At 43.8% G+C, this 17,160-nt stretch carries 15 protein-coding genes; 13 read left to right on the forward strand and 2 right to left on the reverse strand.

What is annotated here, in order from left to right; all coding sequences use genetic code 11:
- Positions 1-126 precede the first annotated feature (126 nt).
- The 9 genes from AC58QO_RS07505 (at position 127) to AC58QO_RS07545 (ending at position 9,819) form a co-directional block, all read left to right on the forward strand.
- Positions 127-876 (forward strand): hypothetical protein, encoded by a 750-nt coding sequence (locus AC58QO_RS07505; protein WP_497264677.1) that lies wholly within the window; start codon positions 127-129, stop codon positions 874-876.
- 91 nt (positions 877-967) lie between these two features.
- Positions 968-1,174 carry a hypothetical protein gene (locus tag AC58QO_RS07510; RefSeq protein ID WP_497264678.1) on the forward strand — a complete coding sequence of 69 codons (207 nt, stop codon included), beginning with the start codon at positions 968-970 and terminating at the stop codon, positions 1,172-1,174.
- A gap of 149 nt (positions 1,175-1,323) precedes the next feature.
- A complete protein-coding gene (locus AC58QO_RS07515) occupies positions 1,324-2,718 on the forward strand; it encodes a spore germination protein (protein ID WP_497264679.1) in 1,395 nt (464 codons plus the stop codon).
- Positions 2,718-3,890, forward strand: coding sequence for a Ger(x)C family spore germination protein (locus AC58QO_RS07520; protein ID WP_497264680.1), 1,173 nt, complete (start codon positions 2,718-2,720; stop codon positions 3,888-3,890). Before AC58QO_RS07515 ends, AC58QO_RS07520 begins: the two co-directional genes overlap by 1 nt.
- Complete coding sequence (locus tag AC58QO_RS07525) at positions 3,887-4,978, forward strand: GerAB/ArcD/ProY family transporter (protein WP_497264681.1); 1,092 nt, start codon at positions 3,887-3,889, stop codon at positions 4,976-4,978. The genes AC58QO_RS07520 and AC58QO_RS07525 overlap by 4 nt, the downstream gene beginning before the upstream one ends.
- 377 nt (positions 4,979-5,355) lie before the next feature.
- Positions 5,356-6,048, forward strand: coding sequence for a response regulator transcription factor (locus AC58QO_RS07530; protein WP_497264682.1), 693 nt, complete (start codon positions 5,356-5,358; stop codon positions 6,046-6,048).
- A 181-nt stretch (positions 6,049-6,229) separates the two neighbouring features.
- Positions 6,230-7,060 carry a sensor histidine kinase gene (locus AC58QO_RS07535; protein ID WP_497264683.1) on the forward strand — a complete coding sequence of 277 codons (831 nt, stop codon included), beginning with the start codon at positions 6,230-6,232 and terminating at the stop codon, positions 7,058-7,060.
- Positions 7,061-7,214: 154 nt separating this feature from the next.
- Positions 7,215-7,970, forward strand: coding sequence for an ABC transporter ATP-binding protein (locus AC58QO_RS07540; protein ID WP_497264684.1), 756 nt, complete (start codon positions 7,215-7,217; stop codon positions 7,968-7,970).
- Entirely contained in the window at positions 7,960-9,819 is a 1,860-nt protein-coding gene (locus AC58QO_RS07545) for an FtsX-like permease family protein (RefSeq protein ID WP_497264685.1), read from the forward strand. The genes AC58QO_RS07540 and AC58QO_RS07545 overlap by 11 nt, the downstream gene beginning before the upstream one ends.
- Before the next feature lie 74 nt (positions 9,820-9,893).
- On the opposite strand, the gene AC58QO_RS07550 is transcribed toward AC58QO_RS07545, so the two are convergent.
- Together AC58QO_RS07550 and AC58QO_RS07555 are read right to left on the reverse strand one after the other, a co-directional pair.
- Positions 9,894-11,240, reverse strand: a complete 1,347-nt coding sequence (locus AC58QO_RS07550) for an LLM class flavin-dependent oxidoreductase (RefSeq protein ID WP_497264686.1) — start codon at positions 11,238-11,240, stop codon at positions 9,894-9,896.
- A 39-nt stretch (positions 11,241-11,279) separates the two neighbouring features.
- Entirely contained in the window at positions 11,280-12,368 is a 1,089-nt protein-coding gene (locus AC58QO_RS07555; protein WP_497264687.1) for an aliphatic sulfonate ABC transporter substrate-binding protein, read from the reverse strand.
- Positions 12,369-12,936: 568 nt separating this feature from the next.
- Between AC58QO_RS07555 and AC58QO_RS07560 the strand changes: the two genes are divergently transcribed.
- The 4 genes from AC58QO_RS07560 to AC58QO_RS07575 are packed head-to-tail and all read left to right on the forward strand — an operon-like array spanning position 12,937 to position 16,996.
- Positions 12,937-13,716, forward strand: coding sequence for an ABC transporter ATP-binding protein (locus tag AC58QO_RS07560; RefSeq protein WP_497264688.1), 780 nt, complete (start codon positions 12,937-12,939; stop codon positions 13,714-13,716).
- Positions 13,717-13,744: 28 nt separating this feature from the next.
- Positions 13,745-14,632, forward strand: a complete 888-nt coding sequence (locus tag AC58QO_RS07565; protein ID WP_497264689.1) for an ABC transporter permease — start codon at positions 13,745-13,747, stop codon at positions 14,630-14,632.
- A 55-nt stretch (positions 14,633-14,687) separates the two neighbouring features.
- Positions 14,688-15,689: an aldo/keto reductase gene (locus AC58QO_RS07570; protein ID WP_497264690.1), complete on the forward strand. Its 1,002-nt coding sequence runs from the start codon at positions 14,688-14,690 to the stop codon at positions 15,687-15,689.
- Positions 15,686-16,996: an LLM class flavin-dependent oxidoreductase gene (locus AC58QO_RS07575; RefSeq protein ID WP_497264691.1), complete on the forward strand. Its 1,311-nt coding sequence runs from the start codon at positions 15,686-15,688 to the stop codon at positions 16,994-16,996. The genes AC58QO_RS07570 and AC58QO_RS07575 overlap by 4 nt, the downstream gene beginning before the upstream one ends.
- Positions 16,997-17,160: the final 164 nt, after the last annotated feature.

A 17,160-nucleotide genomic window follows, 5' to 3' on the forward strand; every position in this document is an offset into this window, starting at 1 on the left:
AGTTCATCTTACATTAACCATTGGCAGATTATTTGTGAAAAATCTCAAGATTCCTAAGAAGTTTCCGATATACTATGGAATTTAGAATAGTTATACTAACCTTAACGAGGAAAAGGGGGAGCATGAATGGAGCTATCGAAATACTGGATGGTGCTCGCTTTTGCTAATCTGGATTTAAGTGACGAGGAGAAAATTGAGAGATTTAATAATCAAGGAGAGAAACAAGACAAACTTAGGCACAACATTATGATAAATTTACTTCGTGGTTATTTGGCACCAGATGATAATGAGGAGCTTGGTATCCGTGCATTTCGGATTAGCACGTTGCAAGTTTTTCAAGAGGCTAACAGGTTATTAAGAGCAGTTCAATTTGAACTGCGAATGATACTCAAGGGAATGGAAGAGCAGGAAAAGGTTTTACAAGAGTTATTTAGACACTATGGGAGAGATACCACTGAGAACTTATCAGGCTATACAGATAGCACAGTATTTACTATTATAACTAGAGGGATTGCTGGGGAATTTACAAAACTTCTGGATGAGAAGATTCGCAAATTACACTTCCAGGTCTCACGCCAGGTCACTTTTCTGGAGCATACGACTTTCTACCCTGTCATTCCTAAGTATGAGACGATCGAAGACGTTTTATATTCTGATTTGTTCAATTATATTAAGGAATTTAAATCACCAATACGATGTGCTTATTGTGAAGAAATCATTGAAAATCCGAACGGTTATCAGGTTGCAAGAAATAGCAAGGGATTGCCGGTCTATCATCGTCCTGAAGAGGAGTTCTATGAGAATTCTTGCTGGGTAAAAAGCAGGCACCTTAAAGATCGAATCAGAAAGAAGAAAGCAGGTGAATTCAATGCCTAGGCTGCTTAAGAACTTGCTGATTGTCGCTATTCCGGTAATGGCCAATGAGATTATAAACAGGTTAAGAACATAAAAATAAGGAGATGACCCTATGAATTGGCGAGATAAATACGATTTGAATATAGATTGGGATTTTATTAACTTACTATCTGATGAAGCGCGGAGCGCTATTTACCAGATCTTGCGGCATGAAAATATTCAAACTGTGAAAGAAGTTGGAGATAAAATCCCAGGAATTCTTATCAAAGAAGGAGGGAAGTTCATTCTGAAGGGAGCACAAAAATTATTCACCAGGTGATAGTGGCAAGTGATAGTCAATAGCGAGAATAAAAGCTTATACCTAGAGAAGCACTGCTGCGAGCAGTGCTTCTCTTCATATTTACTCGAATAAGGCAACCTATATCCGCACATAATATGCAATGAAATTTATGGAAAGGGGGGAACGATGTGGAACCTAGCATACCTGTCGATGTGAGCGAAAGTATTAAAATCAATCATGACGCGATGCATGACATTTTTCATAATTGTGCCGATGTCGTATTTAGACCACTGAAATTATCTGATCACTCGAACATACTTCTCGTTTATTTTGAAGAATTAACGGATTTTAACAGATTAGAAGAGATTATTTCGGCATGCATGATAAGCCATGATTTTGACCGACTGACACAGTATACAATTGTAGTTAACTTTTCGGAAATTGTTGCAAAAGTACTGAAAGGAAGTACGGCCATCTTTTTAGATGGTAAGCCTTTTGCTTATGTAGCGGATCTAGCCGCGTTCAAGCAACGCGCAATCAATGAGCCTTCCAATGAGGCATCTATACGCGGTCCGCGTGAGGGGTTCACGGAAAACCTAAAAACAAATTTAAGCATGGTTCGAAGAAAAATAAGTAATTCGCAACTGAAGTTCGAAAACCATCAAGCAGGTGAAGTTACTAATACTTCGTTTGTCGTTGCGTATATCGAAGATAAAGTTAAACCAGAATTGCTTCAAGAAGTTAGGGCAAGACTTCAAGCTTTCCACACAAATCAACTACTGGATTCAGGTTATATTGAAGAATTTATTGAGGACAAATCCTTCTCCCTTTTCCCGCAAATTCAAAATACAGAACGTCCAGATACCGTTTCCGCCAGTTTATTGGCAGGGAAAGTGGCCATTATCGTTGATGGCTCCCCCAACGCACTGATTATGCCAATGACATTCTGGGCAGGTTTTCAAGCAGCAGAAGACCATTATGAACGCTTCTTATATGTCTCGGCTGTCAGAGTTTTACGGTTCCTACTGGCCATCATGTCGTGCTTGCTTCCATCCGTCTATGTTGCGCTTACGACATTCCATCCACAGATGATCCCTCTTGCACTGATGCTTAGTATTTCAGCATCTAGAGAAGGCATTCCGTTTCCAACGGTGATTGAAACTTTGTTAATGGAGCTTATGTTCGAAGGATTACGGGAAGCCGGTCTTCGATTGCCTAAAGCCATCGGTTCAGCCGTGAGTATCGTAGGTGCACTTGTTATTGGGGAAGCAGCCGTTCAAGCTGGATTTATCTCTGCTCCCATCGTAATGATTGTTGCTGGTACCGGGATTGCATCGTTCGCTTTTCCAAGCTATAGTTTGGCATTACCTTTTCGTATTCTGCGATTTCCGCTGTTGATCTCAGGTGGAGTCCTTGGTCTGTACGGTATTGCGATCGGAATTATGTTCATTATGATTCATCTTGTGACACTCAAGTCATTCGGTATGCCTTATTTAAAACCGATAGCACCTATTGGTCCAGCCTTCTGGAAGGATACGCTGATACGCATGAATAAAAAGTACATATCGGCACAAGAAAAATAATGAAGAAAATTGGGTATTTTATCATTCTTTCGATTCAGGCACTGATGCTCTCTGGATGTTGGGACAGAAATGAAATTAACGATTACGCATTCTGGATTGGTACTGCGTTAGATCTATCGGAAAACGGTAAACTAAAAAAAAGCGCTCAAATCGCGGTTCCTGCTGATTTCAAAAGTATCAGAGGCGGTGGGGGAAACAACCAAAGGGCCAACATTGTATTAACGGCGACCGGCTCGTCTATCGTAGATTTGACGCAACAAATTCAAGACAAGCTGCCCCGTAAAGTTTTCCTTGGGCATCGCAGAGCCATTTTTATCGGAGAAAAGCTGGCACGAAAAGGGCTAATTGATGTTATGGATCAATTTACACGAAATACGGATACTCGTTTACGGACGGATATTTTCGTTGTGAATAACGCGGAAGGAAAGGAAGTATTGCATATTAACAGCCCGTTCAATCAATTTTCTTCGATCGTGGCTGTTGATCAAGATCGATATTGTCGATTAGGTGATACTGCTTTACGAGATGTCTTAATCGATGTAGGGAGGGATGGCATTCGTCCATCCATGCCGATGGTTGAGATTTCACCGATGAATCCGCAAGAGAAAGGCAAAATATTTGATGTCAGATCTGTTGCCATTTTTAATAAACATTTGCAGATGGTCGGGGAAGTGAGTGGGAGGGAATCTCTAGAATTATTTTGGGTCAAAGGTGTATTGAAAAATCAATTCGTGACCGAAGAGATCGAGGAAGGAAGCATATCTTTATATGAATCCAATTTAAAACAAACGATCCGAACTAGATTTGATGGAAATAAGCTGAAAGCCTATATAAAACTAGTGGGATCCGGAAGGGTACTGGAAAACAATACGGACATTGATCTTTCTGTATCCACAGAACGCATTCACGTAGAAAATAAGCTAAACGCAATTAAATCAAAGAGAGTAGAAGAAACAATTAAGAAGTTGCAGACTCAGTTTGGGCAGGACGTATTCGGAATCGGCGAAGAATTTCACAGAGAACATCCATATCAATGGAAAGAACTTCGAAATAGATGGGATGACATCTTTCCGACGGTTGAAGTGGCGGTCGATGTTAAGTTGAATATTCAGAGTACGGGAGATATCCGTAAGCGAATCGTAAGAAAAGGAGATAAAGGAGAAAAAGAATGAAAATTTCAACTTGGCAGTTGTTTTGGATGTTTACAACGTTAGAGATATCGATGTCCATTTGGCTGACCATATCTCCAACGATTGAAATCGCTAAACAAGACGCTTGGATCTCAATTGCGGTGGCGGGTTTAATTGGACTGGCCGTAACGATGATTCTAGTTCGTGTCAGTCAGCGACATGCTTCCCTTACGCTGGTAGAGTTTGCCCAAAAGCTTTTTGGGAAGTGGGTCGGAAAGCTAATTAGCCTGATGTATATTGTGGTATGGTATTCCGTCTGTGCCGATATATTGCGGATATTTTCATTATTTATTAAGCAAATTCTGTTCCACGATACGCCGGTATGGAGCATTTCAGCTCTGATGATGGCGGCAATGGTTTACATAACACTCGCTGGCAGTGTCGAGGCCATTGCACGTTTCAGTGAACTGGCTGGACCCTTGATTATAGCTGGCATTATCATTTCATTTGCGTTAAATATACCCAATTTGCACACCGCGCTGCTTCTGCCCATATACGCGGATAATGGTCTCATGCCCATATTAAAGGGGTCTTTGGTGAATGCATCTTTCCTTGGGGAATCCATGATGATCATGATGTTAACGCCTTTTATTGCGAAGCCGGAAAAGCTGCTTAAGCCGATTCTATTGTCAATATGCATTCCATCCTTACTTGCCATTGTTGCGACTATTATGGTTATTTCAACATTCGGAACAAACATCGGATCGAGCATGTATTTTCCGTATTTTGCTATGGTTCGATTTATTAATTATCTAGAGTTTATTCAAAATATGGATGTCTGGATTGTGTTTATCTGGATTTTCAGCGTATTGGTAAAGTTATCCATCTACTTGTTCATCAATAGTTATGGAACAGCACAATTGTTTGGTATCAAGAAATGGCGGGGAATGATCGCAATCACGGCACCCGTCATTTTCGCGATCTCCATAGTACCTGCGAATGTCTTTGGGATATTGGATTATGCGAACCTTGTCTGGACTACATTTATTTTCCCTATTTTCATCGTCGGTTTTCCGATTGTTTTTCTACTCGCTAGTCTTATTAGAGGCCGATCAGTCGCTGCATCATAGTGCAAGAAGTATCCGCGCGCTGCGCGTTGATTGAAAAGACGATATCTAGGTAGTTATAAGAAGATTAGTCAAAATGAAGAGGGTGTCGCAAGCCATGTATGCGGCGGGGACCTTTTTTTTGCAATTCTTTAAAACGAATGAAACATTGCCTTGGTAATATGGAAGAGCGGTCCAGGGGGAATATAGCTTTGATATCACGAGGTTTTTACAATGACGTTTTTCTAGATATCCCTTTTCATGTTAATAAAAAAAAATACACAATTCAGGAACCAAAGTGATACCATTAAGGGACAATAAAGGGACGAGCAGTGTATCGAGGAGTCGCCAGTTTTGGCGGCTTTTTATCGATGGTTCTAAACTAGGAGGCGGCGTTTGTTATGACATATACGATTTATATTATTGAAGATGATCTATCAATTAGTCGCCTGCTTAAAGAACATATTGAGAAATATGGACTTTCAGCAAGTGTTGCGGAGAACTTTGAAAGCATAATGAAAGAGTTTCATCTCATCAAACCTCATCTCGTCCTGCTAGATGTTAATTTGCCTAAGTTTGACGGGTTTTATTGGTGCAGGAGAATAAGGGAAACCTCCAAGGTTCCTATCCTTTTTATTTCGGCAAGAGAGAGCGGGATAGATCAAGTGAGAGCTCTTGAGAACGGTGCGGATGACTATATTACGAAACCATTCTCTTACGAGGTTGTAATGGCCAAAATAAACAGCCATCTCAGACGGGTCTTCGGGGACTATGCCCATTCTGTAGGCGAGCGGGTAATTGAATTGGAAGGATTAAAATTATACCCGGAAAGATTAGATCTGGAGTTTCAAGGAAAGACTATCATTCTGACTAAAAAAGAAGCTATTTTGCTCGAAAGTCTAATTCAGACCTACCCTAAGGTGGTTAACCGAAACTATCTCTTGGAACAAATGTGGGATCATTCCGATTTTGTTGAAGAAAACACGCTCAACGTCAATGTCACAAGGTTAAGAAAAAAACTGCAAGACCTTGAAATTGAGAATGGGATCGAAACAATAAGAGGCATGGGCTACAAATTAAACAAGAGCTGGTAGGAGATGATGGTAGATGCGTTTTTTTTTAAAGGAGCACAAGAGTTATATCGTTGTCTATTATTTTTCCGTGATTTTGACCACTTTGTATTGTGTCCTTGCGAGTGATTTTTTATTTTTAGATGTTTTATATGCACTCTTATTCAATTCATTTATTCTGCTTGTTTTTATAGGATGGAAATATGTGAAGACGAAAGACATTTATGTTTTACTAAAACGTAACTTCAAAGCCATCGAGGAAACTTCCTTGGATCAAGGTGATTCCTTCTGGGGCCGCCATATAACAGCTTTATTAAATCAGCAATACCGCTTATACGAAAGGAACATGCAGCAAATCAACAACAACCATCAAGAGCATTTAACCTTTATCAATCAATGGGTGCATCAAATGAAAACGCCGCTTTCGGTCATCCGGCTTCAGCTTGAAGCACATGCAGGCGAACCTTATGCACACGGTATGAGCGAAGAGGTATATAAAATGGAAAAGGGCCTGAATATGGCTTTATATTATGCGCGGATCGATGCTTTTGAAAGCGACTTTGTTATCGAAAGGATACGCTTGAAGCCTATAATATTGGACAGCATCAGCCAAGAAAAAAAGCTGTTCATCAAAAATCATATACTGCCTAAAGCAGACGTCGACGACTCCATTGAGGTGTACACAGATGTAAAATGGTTAAAGTTTGTCATCGAGCAATTAATAACAAACAGCATCAAGTATTCCAAGGGAAAAGGAAAATATTTGACTGTTTCCGCTTATCAAACAGAAGACCATGCTGTGCTAGAAGTCGTAGATGAGGGCATTGGCATACATCCTAAGGATATTAAGAGAGTCTTTCAACCTTTCTTCACCGGTGAAAACGGAAGAAAATTGGGAGAATCTACGGGAATGGGGCTGTATCTTGCCAAAAAGATATGCGAAAACTTACATCATCAGATTACGATTCAATCCGAAGTGAACCGAGGTACCAAAGTAAGCATTCTGTTTGATCATATCCAAACAGATCATATCTAATACCATGAAGAACGTGCCGTATTCCTAATGCATGTTCTTTTTGCGTACTTCTAACCTTACAACAATGTAAGAATCAAGTAAGAAAGATGAATCGCTCAAGGGGAGGCGACGAAGTACGATGGTACATGTAAACCAAACAAAAAGGAGTCGTTGAATGGACATGTTAACAGTCAGTCATATAAGTAAAACCTACGGCAAAGAAGTGATGTATCATGCGTTAAATCAAATGAGCTTTTCCATTGAACCCGGAGAATTCGTCGGAGTGATGGGCCCATCGGGCAGCGGCAAGACGACGTTATTAAATATGATCTCTACGGTCGACCAACCTACAACCGGAGACATTCTGATTAATGGCCTCAATCCGTTACATTTGGAGGGTGATAAACTTGCACTCTTTAGACGCAGAGAGCTTGGTTTTGTATTTCAAGACTTTAATCTGCTCGATACGTTAACCGTTGGGGAGAATGTGGTTTTGCCCCTTACTCTGGATAGGATCTCGGTTTCAGAGCAAGATATTAGACTGAATAGTATCGCCAAAAAACTGCGCATTGAGCATCTGTTGGACAAAAGAACCTATGAAATCTCCGGAGGCGAAGCTCAAAGAACGGCTATAGCTAGAGCCATCATCCATAATCCTTCTCTCCTATTAGCAGATGAACCGACCGGGAATCTGGACTCCAGATCGGCAAGAACCGTCATGGAACTGTTTGAGAAAATCAATAAAGAACATCAACAGACTACAATTATGGTGACACATGACCCTGTGGCAGCCAGTTATTGCAGCCGGATCATATTTATTAAAGACGGCACTATCTATAATGAAACTCATAGCGGAGGCTTAAGGCAGCAGTTTTATCAACAGATACTCGATGTACTTTCGCTGCTAGGAGGACCTGATCATGGAGTTTAAACAGTTTGCGACGAGAAATGTCCTGCGCAACGGAAAGGCCTATTTCGCTTATTTCTTAAGTACAATCATATCCGTTACCCTATTTTTTTCCCTGACTATGTTTATTCTTCACCCTGATAAAGGAGCATTCAAATCCTATATCAAAGTATCCCTTTTGGGTGCTGAAATAATTGCTTATTTATTTTTGTTTTTCTTTGTCTTCTATTCCATCAGTGTATTATTAAAAAAGAGGTATAAGGAATTCGGCATCCTATATATGCTCGGCACATCGAGGAAGCAGCTGCTCAAGATGATCGCCATTGAAAATATGATTATCAGTGTCGCGGCAACCATCGGCGGGATTGTTACAGGGTTAGTGTTCTCCAAACTATTTCTGACGATCATCGAGAAGCTGCTGAGGCTTACTTCCTTGCCGTTTTATTTTCCGATAAAAGCGATTCTGATTACGCTTGTATGCTTCTTGCTGCTCGGCGTGTTCGTCTCCTTATTCACATCATGGATCGTAAAGGAAAAAGATATCTTACGTCTGCTGAAAGCAACTAAGGCCCCTAAGACCGCTCCTAAATTTTCTCAACTAATTGCAATCTTTGGCCTCCTTTTGCTAATTGCCGGATATGCATTATCTTTTGTTCCAACAAAAGGAAATTTAGGGAATTATATTTTAATTATTATTGGCATGGTCGTCTTATCCACTTATTTGTTATTTTCGCAGTTCAGCGTTTTTGCGATCGCTTTATTAAAGAAAAACAGGTTATATTATTTAAGAAACACCAATCTGATCTGGGTATCCAATATGTTCTATCGCATGCGGGATAATGCCAGCATGTTTTTCATCATTACCATCACAGCTACAGCTGCTGTCATATTGAGCGGTGCATCGTATGCCTATTGGACGAATACATTAAATGATATAGAAGAGCGATATCAACTGGCTTTTTCTTATCAAACTTTCGGTGTTAATCCTTCAGCCGCTGAGGAGATCCGATTAATTGAAGATCAGTTAAAGAAAAACCATTTTCCATATGAAAAAATAGTTGTGGACATTAAATATCTTATCCAAGAGGACGAGTCTGCTTTATCTGTAATGAAAGCAAGCGTTTATAATCAATTCGCCAAGCAATTAAACTTGAAAACCGTGTCTATCCGTGAACAAGAAGCCATTAAAATCGTCCCCCCCGAGGAAAACGACGGCACAAACCGTCTAGCGATTGAAGGAAATAGCATCGAAATAAAAGAAGAAATACGTGCGAAGCTATTACAGGATCAATTTAATGCCATATATGTCGTTTCCGATCAGTTATTTGATCGCATTGAGATCACAGAGGAAGCCCCGCCCCAGTATGTGTTTCAAGTCAAGGATTGGTCTGGCACTTATGTCGTCTATGACGAATATGAGAAGATATATGGGGATAATTCGAGATCGTTATTTTTGTCCAAATCCCATATTTATGAAACCGAAAAAAGAGCATACGGCACGATTATGTTCTTATCGATTTTCTTAGGCAGCATCTTCTTCGTGGCTTCAGGAAGCTTTATCTACAACAAATTTTACATGGACCAGGAAGCCGATAAACAGAAATATAAGCAATTGTATAAAATCGGTGTTACTTTAAAAGAAATGAACAAAGTGCTTTCGATCGAAATTGGCGTTTTGTTCTTGTTTCCGTACATGGTGGCAACCATTCATTCCGCAGTTGCTTTAGCAGCTCTGCAAAGGCTAAATAAACTGGAAGTCGGCGCAGCCGCGGTTACCATAATGGGCATCTTCTTGCTCTTTCAAATCGTTTATTTCTTGTTCATTAGAAGGAATTATTTGAATGTGATAAAAAAGCATCTCACGTTCAGCTGAAGCAGGTTTATATGAAAAAGGCATCCAATAGAGTGATTGGATGCCTTTTTTGCTGTGAAGGTTGGCTTCTTTATTCAGATTGGCGTCGCTTCTTTGGTATAGCGATTTGTTGGCCTCGATAAGCCGAGATTTTCACGCAGCGTCGTCCCCTCATACTCGTTGCGGAACAGACCGCGTTTCCTAAGTTCGGGAAGAACGAGATCGACAAATTCCTCGAGTCCTCCTGGGAAATAAGGAGCCATAATATTGAAGCCATCGCAGCCTCCCCCAACAAACCATGCTTCGAGCTGATCAGCAATAGAGGAAGGGGTGCCAAAGATGGTCCAGTGTCCCCGAGCGCCTGCGATTTTTCTGCTTACTTCTAGAATGCTAAGCTGATCTCGTTTGGCAATATCTTTGATTAAGTGCAGCCTGCCCTTCACACCATTGGAGGTATCGGGAAGATCAGGGAAGGGCTCATTCGGATCGTAGGAGGTGAGGTCATAACCGATCATACCAGAGAGTAGCGTTATTGCCGCTTCCGGATGAATGAGGCTCTGGAAATGTTCATATTTCCTAAGAGCTTCGTCGTCTGTTGCCCCGATAATCGGAAGAACACCAGGCAAGATTAAGAGATCACCTTGAGAACGTCCATATGCTACCGCTCGACTTTTCACATCTTGATAAAAAGCACGTGCCTCTTCAAGTGTTTGCCACGCTGTGAAAATAACCTCCGCAGTTTGAGCAGCAAAATCTCGTCCATCCGTCGAGGAGCCCGCTTGAATGACGACGGGGCGCCCTTGCGCCGAACGGGGCATATTAAGCGGTCCTTTAACGGAAAACCAGGGGCCTTTGTGATTGGCAGGGTGGACTTTGTCCTTGTCGGCAAATAAACCTTTCTCTTTGTCGAGGATCAGCGCGTCGTCTTCCCAACTATCCCACAGCTTGGTTACGACATCCAAATATTCTTTGGCCCGTTCATATCGACGATGGTGCTCCAAATGAGGCGTTTCACCAAAGTTGCCGGCTGCTCCTTGATTGGACGTTGTGACCACATTCCATGCGGCGCGTCCGTTGCTTAAATGATCCAACATACCGAATTGTCTTGCTACGTTATAAGGCTCACTGAAGGTGGAAGACAGTGTTCCGGTCAAGCCAATACGCTCAGTGACCACTGAAAGAGCGGAGAGCAAGGTGATAGGCTCAGGACGAATGGTGGCCATACGTGTAATTGCGGTATCGAAATGTTCGGAAACAGCCAGAACGTCAGCAAAAAAGATCATGTCGAACTTCCCGCGTTCAGCCAACTGTGCCAAGTATTTATAATGTTGGAAGTCTAGAATACCTTGCTCATTTGCTCCTGGATACCGCCATGCGGCCAGATGATGTCCTGCTCCGCTGAGAAATGCTCCTAGTCGCATTTGTCGTTTCGATTCTGTCATCGTCATCTTCTCCTTCATGGTTTCATATAGCCCACCGCCTTACTTCTGGGTGCCTAATTCCTTTAGCGCTTGTTCGACGAATTTACTTTCCAACACTTGTGAAGTGTCTAATTTCTTATTAATGGCTCCTTGTGAAAAAAGAAAATCGGCTTGCTCTTGATGGGCTTTGGCGAATTCCGGTGTGATGGGAGATAGCAATGGGAAAGAGTTTTTGAGTACAGTCTCAATAATAGGTTTATCCAGCTTCTGTGTTTTGACAAAGCTATCAGCAACTTCATCCTGATGTTCCAGGTAATATTTACGAGCTTGCTCATACGTTTTGAGGAACAGCACAGTGAGATCAGGGTGATCTTGCGTGAATTTCGTTCTGGCAATAAGGAAGCCTGGCGCATTAATATTGAGATCCTCACCAGAGACTAACACTTTGGCGCCTGCTTGGAACACAGCGATAGTTGCGTATGGATCCCAAATGGACCAGGCATCGATAGCGCCGCTGTCCAGCGCCGGTCTGGCCTCATCTGGCTGCAGTTGAATTACCTTGATATCGTCATCTTTTAGACCAGCCTTAGCGATGGCCATATACAGAAAGTTATAAGCGCTGCTCCCTTTAGCAACTGCTACTTTTTTACCTTTCAGATCCTTCAGCTCTTTGATCGGGCTATTTTTCGGAATGACAATCATATTGCCTTTCTTGCCGTCACTGGTGACGCCGATGGCTTTGAAATCGATGCCTCCAACTTGGCCTGATACGACTGGGGTTCCACCGACACTACCGAAATCGAGTCTGCCTGAAGCCAACGCTTCAAAGTGAGGAGGACCGCTGGCGAACTCGTTCCAAGTGACTTCAGCGCCTACGGCAGCGAATGCTTTTTCGAAGAAGTTATTCTCACGAGCATAAACCAGGATACCTGTTTTGCCTTGTACGCCGATGTTCACTTTCACTTTTTCCTTGGGTTTTGTCGACGCCGAAGCAGAAGCCGTTTCCGGTGAGGCAGCGGTAGATGGGGTTGCGGCACTAGATCCTGTTGTAGTTGATTGGCTGCCTTGGCCGCAAGCTGTTAAGGTAAGTGCAAAAACCAGAAAGACTAGGACGGATAAGTGCTTGAATGACCCTCTTTTAATAGACATAGTTAAAAACTCCTTTATATAGGTTGTAGTTGAATCTTCAAACATGGATGATACAAGCGCCTGCTTGATGGCGGACACTAAATATGAATTCCCTAGATGAAGCTATTTTTTCGTATTCCCCAACATGGACACCCCCTAGTAAGCTTGTTTAATTGGCTGTAATAACACATCAGTTCTGCCTCCAATCGCGTGATCAATCTAATGAATAACAAAAGACTCCGTAAGCTGAGCAACGTCTTAAACGCTGTCAGTTAGGGAGCCTTTGGATGACCAGTGGGCTTATTTGTGGTGTTGGAGTCATGTTATCAGGTTTATTCCGATTATTCAAGTGGGTTTTATGAGAAATAATGATTGACCCGATTAAAAGGTGGTGTTATGATCGGTTTACATTCAAAATTTTTACAGTTTAGTCGTATCTCATACCAATAAGTCCACCGGACAACTGGAGGCTTCCAATTCGATTCTTGCCTAGAATCGGGTCGGGAGTCTTTGTGTTTTTAAGATTCCTGAGGGAGTGATGTGTAATGCAAAGTATTCATTCGGAGAAACAAGTAAGGAGGAGTCTACAATGAGTGTAATTACACTGGATATCGATCTGCCACACAAATGGTTTCACACGCCGCAAGGCACTCGCATTGAAGCTCTGAACAACATTCAACTAACGATTAAACAAGGTGAATTTATTACGATTATCGGACCTAGCGGTTGCGGTAAAAGCACACTTCTGAAGATAATCGCAGGACTAGATACGGATCATGAGGGAAAAGTGTCGTTGGATGGGCAGCAGGTGGTTAAGCCAGGCATTGATAAAGGTTTTATTTTTCAGGAGCATCGCTTATTTCCTTGGTTAACCGTTGAGAAAAATATAGCCGCCGATCTTTCCTTAAAGGATCCTGCGGTGCGCAAAAGAGTCGATGAGTTGATTGAATTGGTTAAGCTGAAAGGCTTCGAGAAAGCTTTCCCACGAGAATTGTCCGGTGGCATGTCGCAACGTGTGGCGATTGCCAGAGCTCTGCTGCGTGATCCTAAAGTGCTGCTGCTGGATGAACCGTTCGGAGCGCTGGATGCTTTTACAAGATCACATTTGCAGGAGGTTGCTCTGAACATTTGGGAAGCGAAGCGCACGACAATGGTGCTCGTTACTCATGATATCGATGAGGCTGTGTTTCTGGCGAACCGTGTTGTTGTGATGAATGCAAGGCCTGGTACAATCCGTAACATTATTCCGGTTGATCTGCCCTATCCAAGAAAGAAAGCGTCCGTTTCGTTCCTCGAATTGCGCAAAATCGTTATGAGTGAATTCGAGCGGATCGAGGAATTAGAGCTGATCGACAGTTCAGGAATTTAAAGGAGAAAATGAGAAGGGGTGAATCCATATGAGTCAAGCAGAAGTGGTAGCCGGTGTTGGAAAGGGAGGAAAGGGATTTGTACAATCCAATTCTCCCAAAGAAGCGCAGACTCCGAAGATAAGCCAACATGCACTGAAAGCAGTTAAAAAAGATCCCAAGTGGCTGCTCATCGTAAGAGGATCGATTCTTCCGTTAACCGTTCTAATTATTTGGCAAATCGTGGGATCGTTAGGCATTATTTCGAAAACGCTGCTGCCAACGCCAGCTGAAATTGGGGTTGCTTTTTATGACCTGTTAATTACCGGTGAGTTGTTTAAGCATTTGAGAATCAGTATTTGGCGCGCAGCGGTCGGATTTTTGGTAGGAGGAAGCTTGGGGCTGCTGTTCGGTCTATTAGTCGGCTTATTCCGCAAGTTTGAGCAGTCGGTAGACCCTTCGGTACAAATGCTGAGGACAATTCCCCACTTAGCGATTACCCCGTTATTCATTTTATGGTTCGGCTTTGGGGAGTTTTCGAAAATTTTGCTTATTGCCAAAGGCGCTTTTTTTCCGCTCTATGTACAGACGTTTCTAGGCATTCGCAATGTCGATTCCAAATTGTTCGATGTAGCGCGCGTGCTGGAATTTAATCGGTTCAAACAAATCACGAAGCTGGTGCTTCCGGCAGCGCTGCCGAATATTTTGTTAGGCTTGCGGTTATCCATCGGGGTGGCTTGGCTTGGCTTAGTCGTGGCTGAAATCATGGGTTCAAGCGAAGGCGTGGGGTATTTAATTATGGATGCCAGGCAGTTTTCGCAGACGGCGATTGTGTTTGTCGGTATTTTAATTTTTGCTTTTGTCGGAAAAGGTTCGGATTCGCTGGTGCGGATTTTAGAGAAAAAGCTGCTGAAATGGCGAGACAGCTTTAATGGATGAATCAAGCGTTTCACGCTGAGGACAAATTCAACCTAATAATAAGGAGATGTTGAGCATGAGTATCGGACAAAGAAGATTAGGCAGAGCTGGGTTGAAAGTATCGGAAGTGAGCCTCGGCACGATGGCTTTCGGTCGTTGGATTGACGAGAAGGCGTCGGCAGAAGTGCTCGATACGGCGTTAGCATCAGGGATTACCCTCATTGATACAGCGGATGTGTATGGCTCGGGAATGGATAAAGGCAACCCATTGGAAACTGGCGAATCCGAAACCATTCTAGGTAATCTTCTAGGTGCGCGCAGACATCAGATTGTTCTCGCCACCAAGGTACACGGCAGAGTGGGGTTGGGACCCAATGATGCGGGCCAGAGCAGATATCATATTGAACGTGCGATAGACAATAGCTTAAAAAGGCTGAAGACCGACTATATCGATCTCTATCAAGTACATCGCTTCGATGAAGAGACGCCGCTTGAAGAAACCTTGCGAGCGCTGGACGATCTTGTGCGTAAAGGGAAGGTCCGCTATATCGGCGCTTCTAATTATGCTGCTTGGCAAATCGCCAAGGCGCACGGAATCTCAGCTCGGCTTGGACTGGAAAGGTACGAAAGCATCCAGCCGGAATACAGCCTCATCGCTCGAGGGATTGAGCAGGAGTTGCTGCCTTTGGCCGCTTCGGAAGGCGTCGGCGTTATTGTGTATAGCCCGCTTGGACGCGGCTTGCTGACAGGGAAGTACAGCTACGGCGGACAGCCGCCGGTAGGAACGCGCGGAGCAGCAGGCGAGCAGCGTCTCAAGGTGCTGCTGGAGCAAGAGCGCAATTTCCATATCGTGGAACAGCTGAAGCCGCTTGCTGAGCGGAGAGGCTGGACGCTGGGTCAGCTAGCACTGAACTGGGTCCTTAGTCAACCAGTGATAACGTCAGCTATTCTAGGTGTCTCCAAGCCTCAGCATATTACTGAAGCGCTGCCCGTTCTAGGCGAGAAGCTAAGCAGCGAGGAGCTTAAACAGATTGACGCCATTACAAGCGGCGCGAAATTGGAGTTGATTGCGCGATGAGTGAAGCGAAGCGGAAGTTGCATTTGAATGTGTTTTTGCGAGCAGCCGGTCATCATGAAGCGGCATGGCGTCATCCGGAGGTGCATCCAGAAGGCGATCTCGACATTCATTATTTGAGTAAAATGGCGCTGATCGCCGAAGACGGGTTAATGGATTCGGTCTTTCTGGCTGACGGCTATGCCGGGCGTACGGCTAAACTCGAGCCGTTCACCCAATTGGCCGCCTTGGCTGCGGTTACCCGACGTATCGGTTTAATTGCTACCGTAGGGACAGTCTACAATGAGCCGTTCCACGTAGCCAGACAGTTTGCTTCGCTAGATCACATTAGTGGAGGTCGCGCTGGATGGAACATTGTGACAGGCGCTGGCGATGCTTCACACAACTTCGGCAGATCCGCACATCCCGAGCTTGCCGAGCGCTATATAAGTGCAGAGGAATTCGTTGAAGTGGTCAAGCAGTTGTGGGATAGCTGGGAGGATGACGCGCTTGTGTACGATAAGCAGGCCGGTATCTTGATTGCGGAAGATAAAGTTCGAGAGATCAACTTTAAGGGGAATGTGTATGCCGTCAAAGGACCGCTCAACATTCCACGTCCGCCGCAAGGCTATCCTGTGCTTGTACAGGCCGGCTCATCCGAGCAAGGCAGAGAGCTGGCTGCCCGGACGGCGGAGGTCATCTTCACCGCACAACAGACGTTCGGCGCCGGGCAGTCGTTCTACACGGATGTGAAAGGTAGACTGAAGAAGTACGGACGGTCGACCGATGAGCTGCATATTTTGCCTGGGCTCAGCCCAATTGTGGCTGATACAGAAGCGGAAGCCCGTGATATTGAGGCTGAGCTGAATGGGTTGATGGATTTGCCGAAAGCGCTGCAGGCCATGTCGGAGCGTTTCGACGTTGATTTGGCTGCGTACCCGCTGGATGGTCCAGTACCGCTGGACAAAGCCAAAACGGCTGAAGCGTTTAACGGAATTCGCAGCCGTCAGGAAGTCATTCTCGATGCAGCTCGCCGTGAAGGGATGACGATCAGGCAGTTGATATACCGCCATGCGGGCGGTCATGGACATATTACGTTCACCGGCTCAACGCTGCAGGTGGCTGATTTTATCGAGAAATGGTTCCGTGAAGGTGCATCCGACGGGTTTAATATCTTACCGCAGACGTTTCCCGGCGGGTTGGAGGCCTTTGTGAAGAAGGTCATTCCGGAGCTTCAGAATCGGGGCATTTTCCGCACCGCATACGAAGGCAGAACCCTTCGGGAAAATCTTGGGCTGGTGCGCCCGGGTAATGTGCGCAGCTTGGTCTAGTCGTAGACTTGTGATCCTAGTTACCAAAAAAATAAACTCAAAAGACCGTCAGGATGCCCTGGCGGTTTTCTTAATTTCGTTTTTCAAGTATCTGCGAGATTATTTGGGCTGCTAGAGTGAGAAACCTAAATCGTGGAGAACCGTATCACAAGTAACGATAATTT

Source organism: Paenibacillus sp. J31R30 (assembly GCF_059692115.1).